At 70.9% G+C, this 13,840-nt stretch carries 12 protein-coding genes; 5 read left to right on the forward strand and 7 right to left on the reverse strand.

All coding sequences use genetic code 11. The annotated features are described in order from the left end of the window. The first annotated feature begins 29 nt into the window (after positions 1-29). Positions 30-377, forward strand: coding sequence for a VOC family protein (locus SACCYDRAFT_RS25200; RefSeq protein ID WP_005460580.1), 348 nt, complete (start codon positions 30-32; stop codon positions 375-377). Between the two features lie 81 nt (positions 378-458). On the opposite strand, the gene ptsP is transcribed toward SACCYDRAFT_RS25200, so the two are convergent. The 3 genes from ptsP to leuS form a co-directional block, all read right to left on the reverse strand. Further along, the gene (gene ptsP / locus SACCYDRAFT_RS25205) at positions 459-2,096 is read right to left on the reverse strand and encodes a phosphoenolpyruvate--protein phosphotransferase (protein WP_005460582.1); all 1,638 of its coding nucleotides are present in this window, start codon (positions 2,094-2,096) and stop codon (positions 459-461) included. 5 nt (positions 2,097-2,101) lie between these two features. Beyond that, positions 2,102-2,989, reverse strand: a complete 888-nt coding sequence (locus SACCYDRAFT_RS25210; RefSeq protein WP_043536916.1) for a ribokinase — start codon at positions 2,987-2,989, stop codon at positions 2,102-2,104. A 335-nt stretch (positions 2,990-3,324) separates the two neighbouring features. After that, positions 3,325-6,171 carry a leucine--tRNA ligase gene (leuS, locus tag SACCYDRAFT_RS25215; RefSeq protein WP_005460591.1) on the reverse strand — a complete coding sequence of 949 codons (2,847 nt, stop codon included), beginning with the start codon at positions 6,169-6,171 and terminating at the stop codon, positions 3,325-3,327. 255 nt (positions 6,172-6,426) lie between these two features. Between leuS and SACCYDRAFT_RS25220 the strand changes: the two genes are divergently transcribed. Beyond that, entirely contained in the window at positions 6,427-6,831 is a 405-nt protein-coding gene (locus SACCYDRAFT_RS25220) for an SdpI family protein (protein ID WP_043536918.1), read from the forward strand. A gap of 35 nt (positions 6,832-6,866) precedes the next feature. On the opposite strand, the gene SACCYDRAFT_RS25225 is transcribed toward SACCYDRAFT_RS25220, so the two are convergent. The 3 genes from SACCYDRAFT_RS25225 to SACCYDRAFT_RS25235 form a co-directional block, all read right to left on the reverse strand. Then, positions 6,867-8,120: an MFS transporter gene (locus SACCYDRAFT_RS25225; RefSeq protein ID WP_005460595.1), complete on the reverse strand. Its 1,254-nt coding sequence runs from the start codon at positions 8,118-8,120 to the stop codon at positions 6,867-6,869. After that, positions 8,117-8,611, reverse strand: a complete 495-nt coding sequence (locus SACCYDRAFT_RS25230) for a MarR family winged helix-turn-helix transcriptional regulator (RefSeq protein WP_005460597.1) — start codon at positions 8,609-8,611, stop codon at positions 8,117-8,119. The genes SACCYDRAFT_RS25225 and SACCYDRAFT_RS25230 overlap by 4 nt, the downstream gene beginning before the upstream one ends. Positions 8,612-8,677: 66 nt before the next feature. Then, positions 8,678-9,259, reverse strand: a complete 582-nt coding sequence (locus SACCYDRAFT_RS25235) for a YqgE/AlgH family protein (protein WP_005460599.1) — start codon at positions 9,257-9,259, stop codon at positions 8,678-8,680. 78 nt (positions 9,260-9,337) lie between these two features. On the opposite strand from SACCYDRAFT_RS25235, the gene SACCYDRAFT_RS25240 reads away from it, so the two are divergent. Both SACCYDRAFT_RS25240 and SACCYDRAFT_RS25245 read left to right on the forward strand, forming a co-directional pair. Then, positions 9,338-9,649: a YbaB/EbfC family nucleoid-associated protein gene (locus tag SACCYDRAFT_RS25240; protein WP_005460601.1), complete on the forward strand. Its 312-nt coding sequence runs from the start codon at positions 9,338-9,340 to the stop codon at positions 9,647-9,649. Between the two features lie 116 nt (positions 9,650-9,765). Then, positions 9,766-11,709: a TNT domain-containing protein gene (locus tag SACCYDRAFT_RS25245; protein WP_005460602.1), complete on the forward strand. Its 1,944-nt coding sequence runs from the start codon at positions 9,766-9,768 to the stop codon at positions 11,707-11,709. Between the two features lie 11 nt (positions 11,710-11,720). Here the strand turns inward: SACCYDRAFT_RS25245 and SACCYDRAFT_RS25250 are convergent, their stop codons facing one another. Then, the gene (locus tag SACCYDRAFT_RS25250) at positions 11,721-13,220 is read right to left on the reverse strand and encodes a CCA tRNA nucleotidyltransferase (RefSeq protein ID WP_005460604.1); all 1,500 of its coding nucleotides are present in this window, start codon (positions 13,218-13,220) and stop codon (positions 11,721-11,723) included. Positions 13,221-13,303: 83 nt separating this feature from the next. On the opposite strand from SACCYDRAFT_RS25250, the gene SACCYDRAFT_RS25255 reads away from it, so the two are divergent. Beyond that, positions 13,304-13,819, forward strand: a complete 516-nt coding sequence (locus tag SACCYDRAFT_RS25255; RefSeq protein ID WP_005460605.1) for an NUDIX hydrolase — start codon at positions 13,304-13,306, stop codon at positions 13,817-13,819. The last annotated feature ends 21 nt before the right edge of the window (positions 13,820-13,840 follow it).

The following is a 13,840-nucleotide window of genomic DNA, read 5'->3' on the forward strand; positions in this document are numbered from 1 at the left end:
AGAATCCGTTCCCTCGTTCGGAGTCGTCGATGACCGTTCGCCGTGTCGTGCCCAACATCCAGTCCGAGTCCGTGGAGGAAAGCCGGGAGTTCTACGGCCTGCTGGGGTTCGAGGAGGTCATGAACCACGGCTGGATCATGACGCTCGCGTCCCGCTCCAATCCGGCGGCGCAGGCCAGCTTCATGTCGAGCGACAGGACAGCGCCGGTCATCCCGGACATGAGCGTCGAAGTGGAAGACGTGGACGCGGCCTACGCAGCCATGCGGGAGAGCGGCGCGGAGATCGTCCACCCGTTGCAGGACGAGGAGTGGGGAGTGCGACGGTTCTTCGTCCGTGACCCCAACGGCCGGGTGGTCAACGTGCTGGGCCATCGCTGACGCCCCTTCGGCGGGCGAAAGTGTTGGGCGCCTGGGAGTTCCCCCTGCCTGCGGGCGGTGCCGATCGGCCGGCGGCGTGCCCTACTGAGCCTCCGCCACCGCCACGCGCGCGGCGTTGGCCGTCGGCGCGGCCAGTGCGGCCCGGGCGGCACGCTCACAGTCGGCGAACGTCGCCGACGCGAGACTGGCGCCCACCGCACGCACCGAGCCCGCGTTCATGGACAGGCTCGTGATGCCGAGACCGGCGAGCACACGCGCGAGCAGCGGATCGGCGGCCGCCTCGCCGCACACGCCCGCGGGCTTGCCCTTCTCCTTCGCGGCCTCACCGACGAGGGCGATGAGCCGTAGCAACGCGGGCTGCCACGGGTCGTTCAACATCGCCACCGCCCCGAGCTGCCGGTCGGCGGCGAAGGTGTACTGCGCGAGGTCGTTCGTGCCGAGCGACACGAAGTCCACGGCGTCGAACACCTCGCGGGCGGTCAGCGCGGCCGAAGGCACCTCGATCATCACGCCCGCCCGCGACAGGCCCGCCGCCCGGACACGGTCGGCGAACCACGCCGCCTCCTCCGCGGTGGCCACCATCGGCGCCATCACGGAGACGTCCGCCTTCGACTCCTCCGCCGCACCGGCGATGGCTTCGAGCTGCCGTTCGAGCACGCCGGTGCGCTCGAACGACACCCGGATGCCGCGCACGCCGAGCGCCGGGTTCGGCTCGTCCTCCTGCGAGAGGAACACCAGCGGCTTGTCCGCACCCGCGTCGAGCGTGCGCACGGTGACCGGTTTGCCCGAGAACGGTCCGAGCACGGCCGCGTAGGCGGCCTGCTGGCCGGCGACGGAGGGTTCGGCGTCGACGTCCAGGTAGCAGAACTCGGTGCGGAACAGGCCGACGCCCTCGGCCCCGGCCTCGGCGGCGGCCAGCGCGTCGGTGGGTGCGCCGACGTTGGCGAACACCCTGATCCGGTGGCCGTCCGACGTGGCGCCCACGCCGTTCCAGTCGATCCCGGCGGCCTCCGTCGACGTGACGACGGGCGCGTCCGGGTCGACGGCCTTCACCTCGCCGGTGACGCCGTCGACGACCACGGCCTCCGCCTCGAAGGCGAGTGCGCCCTTGACCGCCACCACGGCGGGAATCCGCAGCGAGCGCGCGAGGATGGCGGTGTGGCTGGTGGGTCCGCCCTCCTCGGTGACGAGGGCCAACACCCGCTCCGGGTCCAGCGAAGCGGTGTCCGCCGGAGCGAGGTCACGAGCGAAGAGCACACTCGGGCGCTCCAGGGTCGGCACACCGGGCGGTTCGATGCCGAGCAGCTCGGCGATGATGCGGTCACGGACGTCGTGGATGTCGCGCACCCGTTCGGCCATGTAGCCGCCCGCGGACGCCAGCGCCGTCGCGAAGTTGTTCGCCGCCTCGTACATCGCCCTCGCGGCCGGGATGCGCTGCGCTGTCACCAGCTGCTCGGCCTGACTGACCAGGGCCGGGTCGGCGGCCATCGCCGCCGTGGTGGTGAGGATCGTGGCGGCGTCCCCGCTCGCGGCGGCCGCCGTCGTCTCGAGGCGAGCGGCCACGGTCTGCGCCGCGGGAGCGATCCGCGCGGCCTCCGCGTGCGGGTCGTCGGGAGCCGGTGTGCTCGCCGGTTCCTCGATCGACTCCGTGACCTTGACGACGGGTCCACTCGCGCGGCCGGGGCTCACTCCGACCCCGGAGAGCTGCGGTTCACGCATCTGGCTCACCTTAGTTCGGCGACGGTTGGATAGGACGGCTGGGCACCCCGGCGAGTGACCGAGAACGCCGCGACCCGCACGGCCTGCTCGACCGCGTCGGTAAGCGCTGCTCCACCGGAGAGCGCGGTGGCCAACGCCCCGGCGAAGGCGTCACCGGCTCCGGTCGTGTCGACGACGTCGACGCTGGGCGAGGGCACCTCGGTCAACCCGTCGGCCTCGACGACCACGGCGCCCCGCGCGCCCGAGGTGACCACGGCGCCCCGCGGCCCGAGATCGAGGAGCCCTGGCAACTCGGAGGTCCGCACCGCCGTGTCCTCGGAACCCCCGAGCAGCCAGGCGGCCTCGTGCTGGTTGACCAGCAGCAGGTCCACGACGGCAAGCGTGGGCTCGGGGACGGACGCGACGGGGGAGAGGTTGAGGATCGTCCTCGTGCCCGCCGCGGCCGCCGTGTTGACGGCGTGCTCGACCGTGGCGAGCGGGATCTCCATCGACACCACCATGACCTCTGCCCCTGGCAGGGCGGAGGTCACGTCCTCGGGACGTAGCGCCCGGTTGGCGCCGGGCGAGACGAGGATCGAGTTCTCGCCGTCGGGCGTCACCGTGATGAACGCGAGCCCGGTGGGCCTCGGAACCACGCGCACGAGGTCGGTACGCACCCCGGACTTCCTGAGCGAGTCGAGCAGGAGGCTGCCGTGCGCGTCGTCGCCGACCGCGCCGAGGAGCGCGACGTCGGCACCGAGCCGGGCCGCCGCGACGGCCGTGTTCGCCCCCTTGCCACCGGGCAGGATCTCCGTGTCACCGCCGAGGACGGTCTCACCGCCTGCCGGGCGACGGTCGGCCGCGACCACGAGGTCGGCGTTGGCGGATCCGACGACGAGCACCTGTGCAGTCACACCAGCAAGAGTGCCACGGAAGGGGGCCGCGCCGCCGACATTCCCGGCATCGTCCACGGGTGAGGTGCCCTACCGCGTTTCGAGTTGTGTGGATGTGAAGTTCTTTGTAACTTTCACAGCCGCCGGAACGACAGGCAGACGAGAGCTCGCGACGGTAACCCGATAGGGTGAAGTTAGTGCCGGTGCGTCACAACACCACCACGAGGAGTTCTTCACTGGCACCACCGCCGCAGTGCGGAATGTGTCCGAACTCCCGGAGAGGGAGCGCGGGCATCGGGTCGCCGGCATCGGTCACGTAGCCCCCCGAGTGATCGGTGCCGGCGGCGCCCGGCCCGCTACTTCACCACGTTCACCAGGCGGCCCGGCACCACGATGACCTTGCGCGGTTCCGTACCCTCCAGCAGCGCCGCGATCTTCTCGTCGGCCAGCGCCGCCTTCTTCACGGCTTCGGTGTCCGCGTCCGCCGGAACCGAGACCCGCGACCGGACCTTGCCGTTGACCTGGATCGGATACTCGACGGTCTCGTCCACCAGGTACTTCTCGTCCGCCGTCGGGAACGGCCCGTGCACCAGCGTGTCCCCGTGGCCGAGCCGACTCCACAACTCCTCCGCGACGTGCGGGCACATCGGAGCCAGCATCAGCACCAGCGGCTCCGCCAACGCGCGTGGCGTCGCCTTCGCCGAGCCGTACCTCTTCGTGACGTGGTTGTTCAACTCGATGAGCTTCGCGCCCGCCGTGTTGAACCGCAGGTTCGCGTAGTCCTCCCTGACCCCGGCGATCGTCCGGTGAAGCTGCCGCAGGTCCTCGTCGGTCAACTCGGTGTCGTCCACCCGCACCTCGCCGGTGGCCTCGTCCACCACCAGCCGCCACAGACGCTGCAGGAACCGGTGTGCGCCCACGACGTCCTTGGTGGCCCACGGTCGTGACACGTCGAGCGGCCCCATCGCCATCTCGTAGAAGCGGAAGGTGTCCGCGCCGTAGTCCTCGGCGATCTCGTCAGGAGTCACGACGTTCTTCAGGCTCTTGCCCATCTTGCCGTACTCCTGCTTCACCTCCTGGCCGTCGTGGAAGAACCTGCCGTCACGCTCGACGACCTCGTCGGCCGGGACGTAGACACCACGCGAGTCGGTGTAGGCGTAGGCCTGGATGTAGCCCTGGTTGTACAGCCTGCGGTACGGCTCCTCCGACGACACGTGGCCCAGGTCGTAGAGGACCTTGTGCCAGAACCGCGAGTACAGCAGGTGCAGCACGCCGTGCTCGACACCACCGATGTACAGGTCCAGACCACCCGGATCCCCGGGGCCGTGCTCCTCGGGGCGCGGCCCCATCCAGTAGCGCTCGTTCTCCGGGTCGACGAACCGCTCGCCGTTCTCGGGGTCGATGTAGCGAAGCTGGTACCAGCACGACCCCGCCCACTGCGGCATCACGTTGGTGTCGCGGCGGTAGGTCTTCTCCCCGTCACCCAGGTCCAACCTCACCTCGACCCAGTCGGTGGCCCGCGCCAACGGTGGCTCCGGCTCGGCGTCGGCGTCCTCGGGGTCGAACGTCTTCGGCGAGTAGTCGTCCACCTCGGGCAGCACGACCGGGAGCTGGTCCTCCGGCAGCGCGATCGGCGTCCCGTCGGAGTCGTAGACGATCGGGAAGGGTTCACCCCAGTAGCGCTGCCTGGCGAACAACCAGTCGCGCAGCTTGTACTGGACCGTGCCCTCGCCGTAGCCCTTCCGCTCCAGCCACTCGGTGATCGTCGCCTTGGCCTCGTCGACGCCCAGTCCGTTCAGGCTGACCTCGTCGTTGGCGGAGTTGACGGCCACACCGTCGCCGGTGAACGCCTCGCCGTCGAAGCCCTCGCTCGGCTGCACCGTGCGGACGATCTCCAGCCCGAACTTCGTCGCGAAGTCCCAGTCGCGCTGGTCCTGGGCGGGCACCGCCATGATCGCGCCGGTGCCGTAGCCCATCAGCACGTAGTCGGCGACGAACACGGGGATCCGCTTGCCGTTCACCGGGTTGGTGGCGTAGGCGCCGGTGAACACACCCGTCTTGTCCCTGCTCTCCTGACGGTCGAGCTCCGACTTGCGCGAGGTCTCGCGCCGGTACGCGGCCACGGCTTCCGCGGGGGTCGCGGCGCCGCCGGTCCACCGCTCGTCGACGTTTCCGGGCCACGCCGAGGGGACCAGTTCGTCCACCAGCGGGTGCTCCGGCGCCAGCACCATGTAGGTGGCGCCGAACAGGGTGTCCGGGCGCGTGGTGAACACCTCGATCGTGTGCTCACCGGCGGGGAACCGGACGTTCGCGCCGCGCGAGCGGCCGATCCAGTTCCGCTGCATCGTCTTGATCTTCTCCGGCCAGTCGAGCCGGTCCAGATCGTCGATCAGGCGGTCGGCGTACGCGGTGATGCGCATCACCCACTGGCGCAGGTTGCGCCGGAACACCGGGAAGTTGCCGCGCTCGGTGCGGCCGTCCGCGGTGACCTCCTCGTTCGCGACCACCGTGCCGAGGCCGGGAGCCCAGTTCACCGGCGCCTCGGACAGGTACACCAGCCGTTGGGAGTCGATGATCTCGCGCTGCTCCTTGCGCGACAGCTCACTCCAGGGCCGGCCGTCCGGCGTGGCGCGGCGCCCCTCCGCGTAGGCCTTCTCGAGCTCGGAGACCGGCCGGGCCTTGCCGAGTTCGGTGTCGTAGTAGGCGTTGAAGATCTGCAGGAAGATCCACTGCGTCCAGCGGTAGTAGTCGACGTCGGTGGTCGCGATCCGTCGGCGCTCGTCGTGCCCGAGTCCCAGCCTGCGGATCTGCTCCAGGTACCGCTCGATGTTGGCCTCGGTGGTGGTGCGCGGGTGCGTGCCCGTCTGCACCGCGTACTGCTCGGCGGGCAACCCGAACGCGTCGAAGCCCATCGTGTGGAGCACGTTACGGCCGACCATGCGGTTGTAGCGTGCGAAGACGTCGGTGCCGATGAAGCCCAGCGGGTGTCCGACGTGCAGGCCCGCCCCCGACGGGTACGGGAACATGTCCTGCACGAAGAGTTTGTCCGACGGCACCGGCTCCTCCTGCGCGAGCGCACCCACCGGGTTCGGTGCGTGGTAGGTGCCGTGCTCGGTCCAGTGGTCCTGCCAGTGCTTCTCGATCCGCGCCGCCAACTCCGCCGTGTAACGGTGTGCCGGGGTCGCCTCGGTTCCGTCCGTCATCGTGATCCTCCTGCGAACCCGCCTCCAAAAACAACGCGACCCCTCAAGCCCGAAGGCGTGAGGGGTTCGCCGCGCCGACCCGGTCTGCCGGTCAGCGCGGCCCGTCGAGGAGCGAGCGTGCTGTCTTCACCACCTCACATGCTAACCGCCCTGCACACCGGGGTTTCCGGAGGTCGGCGAAGTCTTCGGTGCCGTGGGCCACAGCACGTCGGCACACCACCTCGACCGGTCGGCGGGCCAGTATCCTCTGAAGGCGTGTTCGTGCTCGCGTTGATTCCCGCACTGCTCGGCGTCCTGGTTGGTTGGGGCGGTTTCCTCGGCTGGCGGGAGAAGCTTCCCCGCTCGCGTGGCGCGGGAGTGCGGACCGACGCCACCATGCGCAGTGACGAGGCGTTCCGCGTGGCCAACCGCGTGGCGGGCCTGCCCACGATGGTCGCCGGAGCCGTCGGAGTGCTGGCGGGTGCCGCCGTGCTGGCGATGCCCGACACCCTCGGCGCGGTGCTCGCCGCGACCTTCGGCGTGGTCGCCGTGTTCGTCCTCGTGGCCGGTGGCGGAGTTCTCGGGCACCGGGCCGCGAGCGCCGTGCCCGCCCCCGTCGAGCCCGCGGGCTGCGGCGGTTGCGCGTGCAGCGGTGGAGGCGGCTGCGGCGTCCTGCGCTGACGCGCGGCGGCGAGCGGGGACGAGTGCCGGCACGCTCAGCCCACCGGGTCGGGCTCCTGCTCCGGCGCCCCGGTCCGGAACCGGCGTAACGACCTGTTGCCCACCGCCAACGCGCCGAGACCGGCGAGGCACAGCAACCCGCCCGACACCGCGGCGAACGCCGGTGACGCGACCCCCGCGACCGCGCCCGCCCGGAAGTTGCCGAGATCGGGCAGGGACGCGCCCACCACGAACTCCACTCCGCTCACGCGACCGCGGTGCGAGTCCGGCGTCGCGAGCTGTACGAGCGCTCCACGCGAGACCACCGAGACCGTGTCGGCCGCACCGGCCACCGCGAGGCACGCGAGTGCGAGCCACAACGGCGTCGCGAGACCGAAGCCAGTCAACGCCACGCCCCACACCGCCGCCGCGACGAGTTGCACGATCCCGAGTCGACGCAGCCTGGTGAACGAGCCGGACAGGAATCCGGCCGCCAGGCCACCCACCGCGATGGCCGAAAGGAACAGCCCGAGTGTCTTCGGGTCGCCCGCGAAGCGCTCGTCGTTCAGCGCGGGGAACAACGCGATGGGCATGGCGAGCACGGTGGCGCACACGTCGGTGAGGAACGCACCCGCGACCACCGGCGTCCGGGCGACGAAGGTCAGCCCCTGCACCACCGTCCTCGGTCGCACGCGCGTCTCCCCGGCGGGCCGCATGGCGGGAAGGCGCAGCACGCCGTACGCGGCGATCACGAGGCTCGCGGCGTCGGCCGCGTAACAGGCACCGGATCCCCACGCCGCGGTGACGACCCCGCCCAGTGCGGGCCCGACGAGCATCGCCGCCTGGAAGCTCAGGTTCGTCCACGCCAGCCCCGCTCCCACCTGCTGCCCCGGCAACAGTGTGACGACGAACGTCCGCCGGGCCGGTGCCCCGAGCGCGGCGCAGCCGGACTGCAACCCCACCAGCGCCAGAAGCAAGGAGAACGAACCGAGCTGCGCAAACGCTTGCGCGGCGAGTCCGGCGGCGGCGACCCCCTGCCCCGCAGTGGTCGCGAGCACGAGTCCACGCCGGTCGAGCGCGTCGGCGAGCACCCCACCGACGAGCCCGCCCACCATCATCGGCAGCGCCTGGGCCAGGCCGACGGCACCCACCGCAACGGGGTCGCCGGTCAGCTCCCAGGACTGCGCCAGCACCGCCACGACGGCGAGCTGGTGGCCGACCGTGGAGAAGGACGTGCTCACCCAGAGTCGACGGAACGCGGGGCTCGTCCGCAGCGGCCGGACGTCGAGGACACGCTCCAGCACGCTCACGACGGCCGCTGTTCGGTTCGGGCGAGTCGCTCGGCGACCCGATCGCGGAACGACCGTGCGCGTAGCGCCCGCTCCATGTCACGAACGGCGCGGGCCAGCGAGTACGGCAGTTCCGCGTCCAGTTCGGCGATCGCCTCCTCGGTGGCCCGCCACTCGGCCTCCAGGAACGGCAGCAGCTCACGGGCGGCGTCGGTCAGCTCCACCACCTTCGTCCGCGCGTCGGTGCCGGGCCGGGTGCTCACCAGCCCGTCCCGCTTGAGGACGGCGATGGTCTGGCTCATCGCCGAGTGGGTGACGTCGACGGCCTCGGCGAGTTCCCGGATGGTCATCGGCCCGCGCCTGCCCAGCCGGATGAGCGGCATGGTGTGCCGGGGCCGCACCGAGACGCCGCGCTCGGCGTAGAGCCGCGCGATCTCGTCGTCCATGACGTCCTGGAGCCGCCGTAGTGGCCGCCAGAAGCCTTCTTCACCGGTGGGATCGGGAGAGTTCATGACAGCACTGTAACAGGGCTTACATAAGCGCTGTCAGGAATCCCCCGCACTGTCGAGCGAGGGACGTCAGTTGCGCTGGAGGTCTCCCGGGTGCGTGGCCAGCAGCGCGGTCGGCAGCCCCTGCCTGCGGAGCACGTGCCCCCACAGGTCGCGCATCGGCGTCGCGAGAACGTCGCCGGGCAACGCGGGCACGATGAGCCAGTCGCCACGCTCGATCTCACCGGCGAGCTGCCCCGCGTCCCACCCCGCGTACCCGGCGAACACCCGCAGCCCGCGCACCTTCGTGGCCAGCAGGTCGGGATCGGAGTCGAGGTCCACGAGCGCGACCGGGCCTCGAACCGCGATCACTCCCGGCACCGTGGCCGCCGTCTCGCCGGTACGGAGAGCCGCGAGGCACAACGCGGTCTTCTTCTCCACCGGCCCGCCCACGAACACCGACCGCGGCTCGGCGACGTGGTCACCCCAGTGCGGCAACACCTCGTGCACACCCACCTCGCTGGGCCGGTTCAGCACGACGCCGAGCGTGCCCTCGGCACGGTGGTCGATCACGAACACCACCGTCCGGCGGAAGTTGGGATCGAACATCGTGGGGGCAGCGACCAACAGTGTCCCCGGCTCCACCATGGCGTCTGCGCTCACGTTCTCCATGATCCCACTCCGTGCCCCCGCCGAGGGGACGGTATCGCCGCATCGGCGCAACCCGGGCAAGCGTTAGGCTCCTCGCTCGTGACCACGGCTGGCAACACGGCAGCGATCACCGTCACCTCGGCCGACGGCCTCGTGAGCGCCACCATCGGCCCGAACGGTGAACTCAGCGACCTGGAGTTCGTGCCCGAGGTGTTCGACCGGACCGACCCGGCGGAACTGGCCAGGACCGTCCTCGACCTCGTCCACGCGGCGGGAATCGGCAGGCCGCGGGAACTCGACCCGCCGACCGGGCAGCTCGCGCCACCGGGTCCTTCGAGCCCGCCGCCGAGTCCGCCGAGTCCGCCGAAGCCCCCGAGACCGACGCCGAAGCGCGCCCGGCGTGCCCGATAGGTTGAGGTCCGGGCTAACTCATTGCTCACATCCGCGGCACCCTGCTACACCGCGACCCCGAGGCACGGTAAAAAGCGTGTGAAGTCACGGGGGACACACTGATCGAGGGGGAAACCGTGCGCTACAGAGTCGAGGTGGCCGACCGGCCCGATGCGTTGTACGCGCTGTGGGACGGTCGCATTTTCCGCGCCAACCGCTCCACCACCGACGGCACCGTTCTGCTCGTCGTCCCGGAGGGCGAGGAAACGCCCGAGGGCTTCGATGCCACGTCCGACGGCAGGCCTGCCAGGGTGGTGTCGGCCGAGGAGGCGCCAGCCACCTTCTCCCTGCACACCTACTGCCTCTACGACGACGAGCCGTACCGCATCGAGCCGCGTTCCGCCGAGGCGGAGCTGACGCTGCGCTGGGCGGGCACCGACGAGGACGTCGCGAAGGACCTCGGGCTCTCGGGGTTCAGCACGACCACCGACGAGGACGAGGCGCTGACCGCGCTGTGGCAGGAACGGCACGACTTCTCCGACGACAACACTCCCCGCAGCGAACCCGGCAGCGGGGACGTGGACCTGTTGTTGCGGGCCGTCGGGCACACGCTGCGCTCGTTCCTCCCCCCAGGCTGGCAACGGGTCGCCGCACAGTTCCGGCAGATCGGCGACTACTCCGAGCTCGAGGTCAGGGCCGTCGCCGACGACGTGATCGTGGCCCTGTCGGCTCCGCCCCAACTGGGACAACTGTTCTCCCAGCTCCGCTCGGCCATGTACAAGCCCGACGCGGGCACGTGGTTCCAGGGCACCTACACCCTCGACTCCGCGTCGAACTTCGACTTCGACTACGACTCCGACACCGAACCCGCGTGGCGGCTGGGCCCCGACGACCGCAGGACGGCCGCGAGCTACGACGTGGAGCTCCGGTACTTCCCCAGGGAGAACGTGCCGCGATGGCTCGCCGCGAAGGCGGGGCTGCCGCTGGACGTGCGGTTCCGGCACGCCAGGGTGGTCGACGGCCACGCCCCGGGGGAGAAGCCGGTGGTGAACCGTGCGCCCGTGCCCCCGGAGCAGGTGCGCGACATCCTGAACTACCTGTACCGGGCTCCGGTGGTACACACCAAGCCGGGCGCGCTGCCCGACCTCTTCGTGCCGGGCCCCCCCAACGTGCCCGACGCGTTCCACACCGACGGCACGTGGATCTGGCCCGCCGCCGTGCCGCACTACCTGCGCAAGTACGGCGTGCCTCCCGAGCCGGACCTGCTCGACCACATCCACGCGAGCGGCTTCGCGGTGCCCTACGTCGAGCCTCAGGTGCGGGCCACCGCGGAGGCGGACGTCCTCGGCGCGCCCCGGCCCCCTCAGTCCACGCGCGATCTCGCTTCGGCCGACCCGGTGAGCCGCGTCGCCCGAGGCGAGGAACCGGAGCGGGCCCTGCGGGCCTCGGAGGTGTTGCGGATGCTGCGGGAGCGCCTCGCCGAACTCGGCGTGGCCGACAGCGCCTACCGAATCGGCGAAGCCGTCGACGGCGTGTGGTGCCTGCGCCGCACCCCGCGGGGATGGGAGGTCGCGCTCCACTCCGAGGGCGAGCCCGTCGAACCGCGCTACTTCCGCCGGGTGCAGGCCGCGGCCGAGGCCATGCTCGGCGCGCTGCTGCTGTTTCCCGGCCGCGCCCGGCCCGAGCCGGCATCCGACAGTGCCGCCAGTGCTCCCGGTGGTTCCGACGCGGAGGACCCGCAGCACGCCACCGACTGGCCGATCCTGCCGCTTCGTGGCGAACCTCCGTTGCCGTTCTACCGGCGCAAGCGTTTGCTCACCCTTCCGGCGGGGACCGTGGTCGACCGATACGGCAACGACGCGGGCAACCTCGTGCACCCACAGGACACGCCGTTCGCCGAGACGTCACTGACCTTCGAGCGGGAGTCCGAACGGCGCCGCTACCGCGTGGTGCGGCCGATCGGAGTGCTCAGCGGAGTGCTGCGCCCCTGGGGTCCGCTGCCCGGCGGAGGCGTGGGTTACCTGCTGCCTCGGGCGGTCGGCCAGCACGTCGAGAGCGGAGCCCTGGAACCGCTGAGCTAGAGGGCATGGGTCTACTCGCCGGGGACGTCGATCCCCACCTCGGCCGCCCATCGGCGCAACTCGGCCACGGCCTCGTCGTGGTCGAGGGGCCCCCGGTCCAGCCGGAGCTCCTTGAGGTGCTTCCAGGCCCTGCCCACGAGCGGTCCGGGCTCCAGACCGAGAATGCGCATGATCTCGTTGCCGTCGAGGTCGGGCCGGACCCGCGCGAGGTCCTCCTCCTCGGCGATGCGCGCGATACGCGCCTCCAGGTCGTCGTACGAACGCTGGAGCGCGGCGGCCTTGCGCCGGTTGCGGGTGGTGCAGTCGGCGCGCACCAGCTTGTGCAGCCTGGACAGCAGGGGGCCGGCGTCCGTGACGTACCGGCGCACGGCGGAGTCCGTCCACTCGCCTCGCCCGTAGCCGTGGAAACGCAGGTGCAGGAACACGAGCTGGGAGACGTCGTTGATGACGTCCTTCGGGTACCGCAGAGCGCGCAAACGCTTGCGCACCATTTTGGCGCCCACCACCTCGTGGTGGTGGAAGCTCACGCCCCCGCCCGGCTCGAAGCGCCGGGTGGCGGGCTTGCCGATGTCGTGCAACAACGCCGCCAGCCGCAGCACCAGGTCGGGCTCCAACCGCGGCTCGTGGCTGGTCTCCAGGTCGATCGCCTGCTCCAGCACGGTCAGCGAGTGCTGGTAGACGTCCTTGTGCTGGTGGTGCTCGTCGATGGCGAGACGCATGCCGGGCACTTCGGGGAGTACGTGGTCGGCCAACCCCGTCTCCACCATGAGCTCGATGCCCTTGCGCGGGTCGCGGCCGACGAGAAGTTTCGACAGCTCGGCCTGAACCCGCTCCGCGGTGATGCGGCGGATCTCGCCCGCCATGTCGGTCATGGCCTTCACGACCCTGGGCGCGGGCTCGAACCCGAGCTGCGAGACGAACCGCGCGGCCCTCAGCATGCGCAGCGGGTCGTCGGCGAAGGACTCCTCAGGCGTCGCGGGCGTGTCCAGCGTCCGCCGCGCGAGCGCGGCGAGCCCGTCGTGCGGGTCGACGAACGACTTCGTCGCCACCTCCACCGCCATGGCGTTGACCGTGAAGTCGCGGCGCACGAGGTCGCCCTCGATGGTGTCGCCGAACGCGACCTCGGGGCGCCTGCCGACCCGGTCGTAGGTGTCGGCGCGGAACGTGGTGATCTCGCACGTCGTGCCGTGCTTGGCGGCCCCCACCGTGCCGAACTCGATCCCGGTGTCCCACACGGCGTCGGCCCACCCCGACACGATGCGCTGCACCTGTTCGGGCCGGGCGTCGGTGGTGAAGTCCAGGTCCGTGGAGAGGCGGCCGAGCAGCGCGTCCCGCACACTCCCGCCCACGAGGTAAAGGCGGTGTCCGGCGGCGGCGAAGGAGGTGGCGAGCTCATCGGCGATCGGGGAGACACGCATCAGTTCGGCGACGGCGTTGCGCTTCGCCTCCGTCAGCCGCCGCGCGGCGGACGCGTTGCTGTTGCGCTCGTTCACCGTGGTCTGACTGCCCAAGGGTTCCCCTTACTACACGGCCGGATCGACATGGACACGCCAAGCCAGGGTAGGCGACGTGTCGATTGCTCTAGCATCGCAGCATGCCTGGATCGGCCGGTCGCTCCGGCGGCTCGAAACCGGGACGCCGGTCCCGGCGCCGCCGTAGGACACGGCTGACCACGGTGAACGAGACGTCCGCGGGTGGCCTCGTCGTGGACCGCCAGCGACGCCATGCGGTCCTGATCGGCCGGCTCGACCGGCACGGCAGACTGCTGTGGTCCCTGCCGAAGGGACACATCGAGGACGGCGAGACCACGGAGCAGACCGCAGTGCGTGAGGTGAAGGAGGAGACCGGAATTTCGGCCCACGTACTGCGAGAACTCGGCACGATCGACTACTGGTTCGTCGCCGAACGACGCCGGGTCCACAAGACCGTCCACCACTTCCTGCTCGAGGCCGACGGCGGTGAGCTCTCCGACGAGGACGTCGAGGTGACCGAGGTCGCGTGGGTTCCGTTGACCGAGCTCGACTCGACTCTCGCCTACTCGGACGAGCGGAAGCTGGTGCGCAGAGCACGCGAGTTCTTCGAGAAGGACGCGAAGACTGATGGGGACTGATGGGGACTGATGGGCTGATGT

This window comes from Saccharomonospora cyanea NA-134 (assembly GCF_000244975.1).
GTDB lineage: Bacteria > Actinomycetota > Actinomycetes > Mycobacteriales > Pseudonocardiaceae > Saccharomonospora > Saccharomonospora cyanea.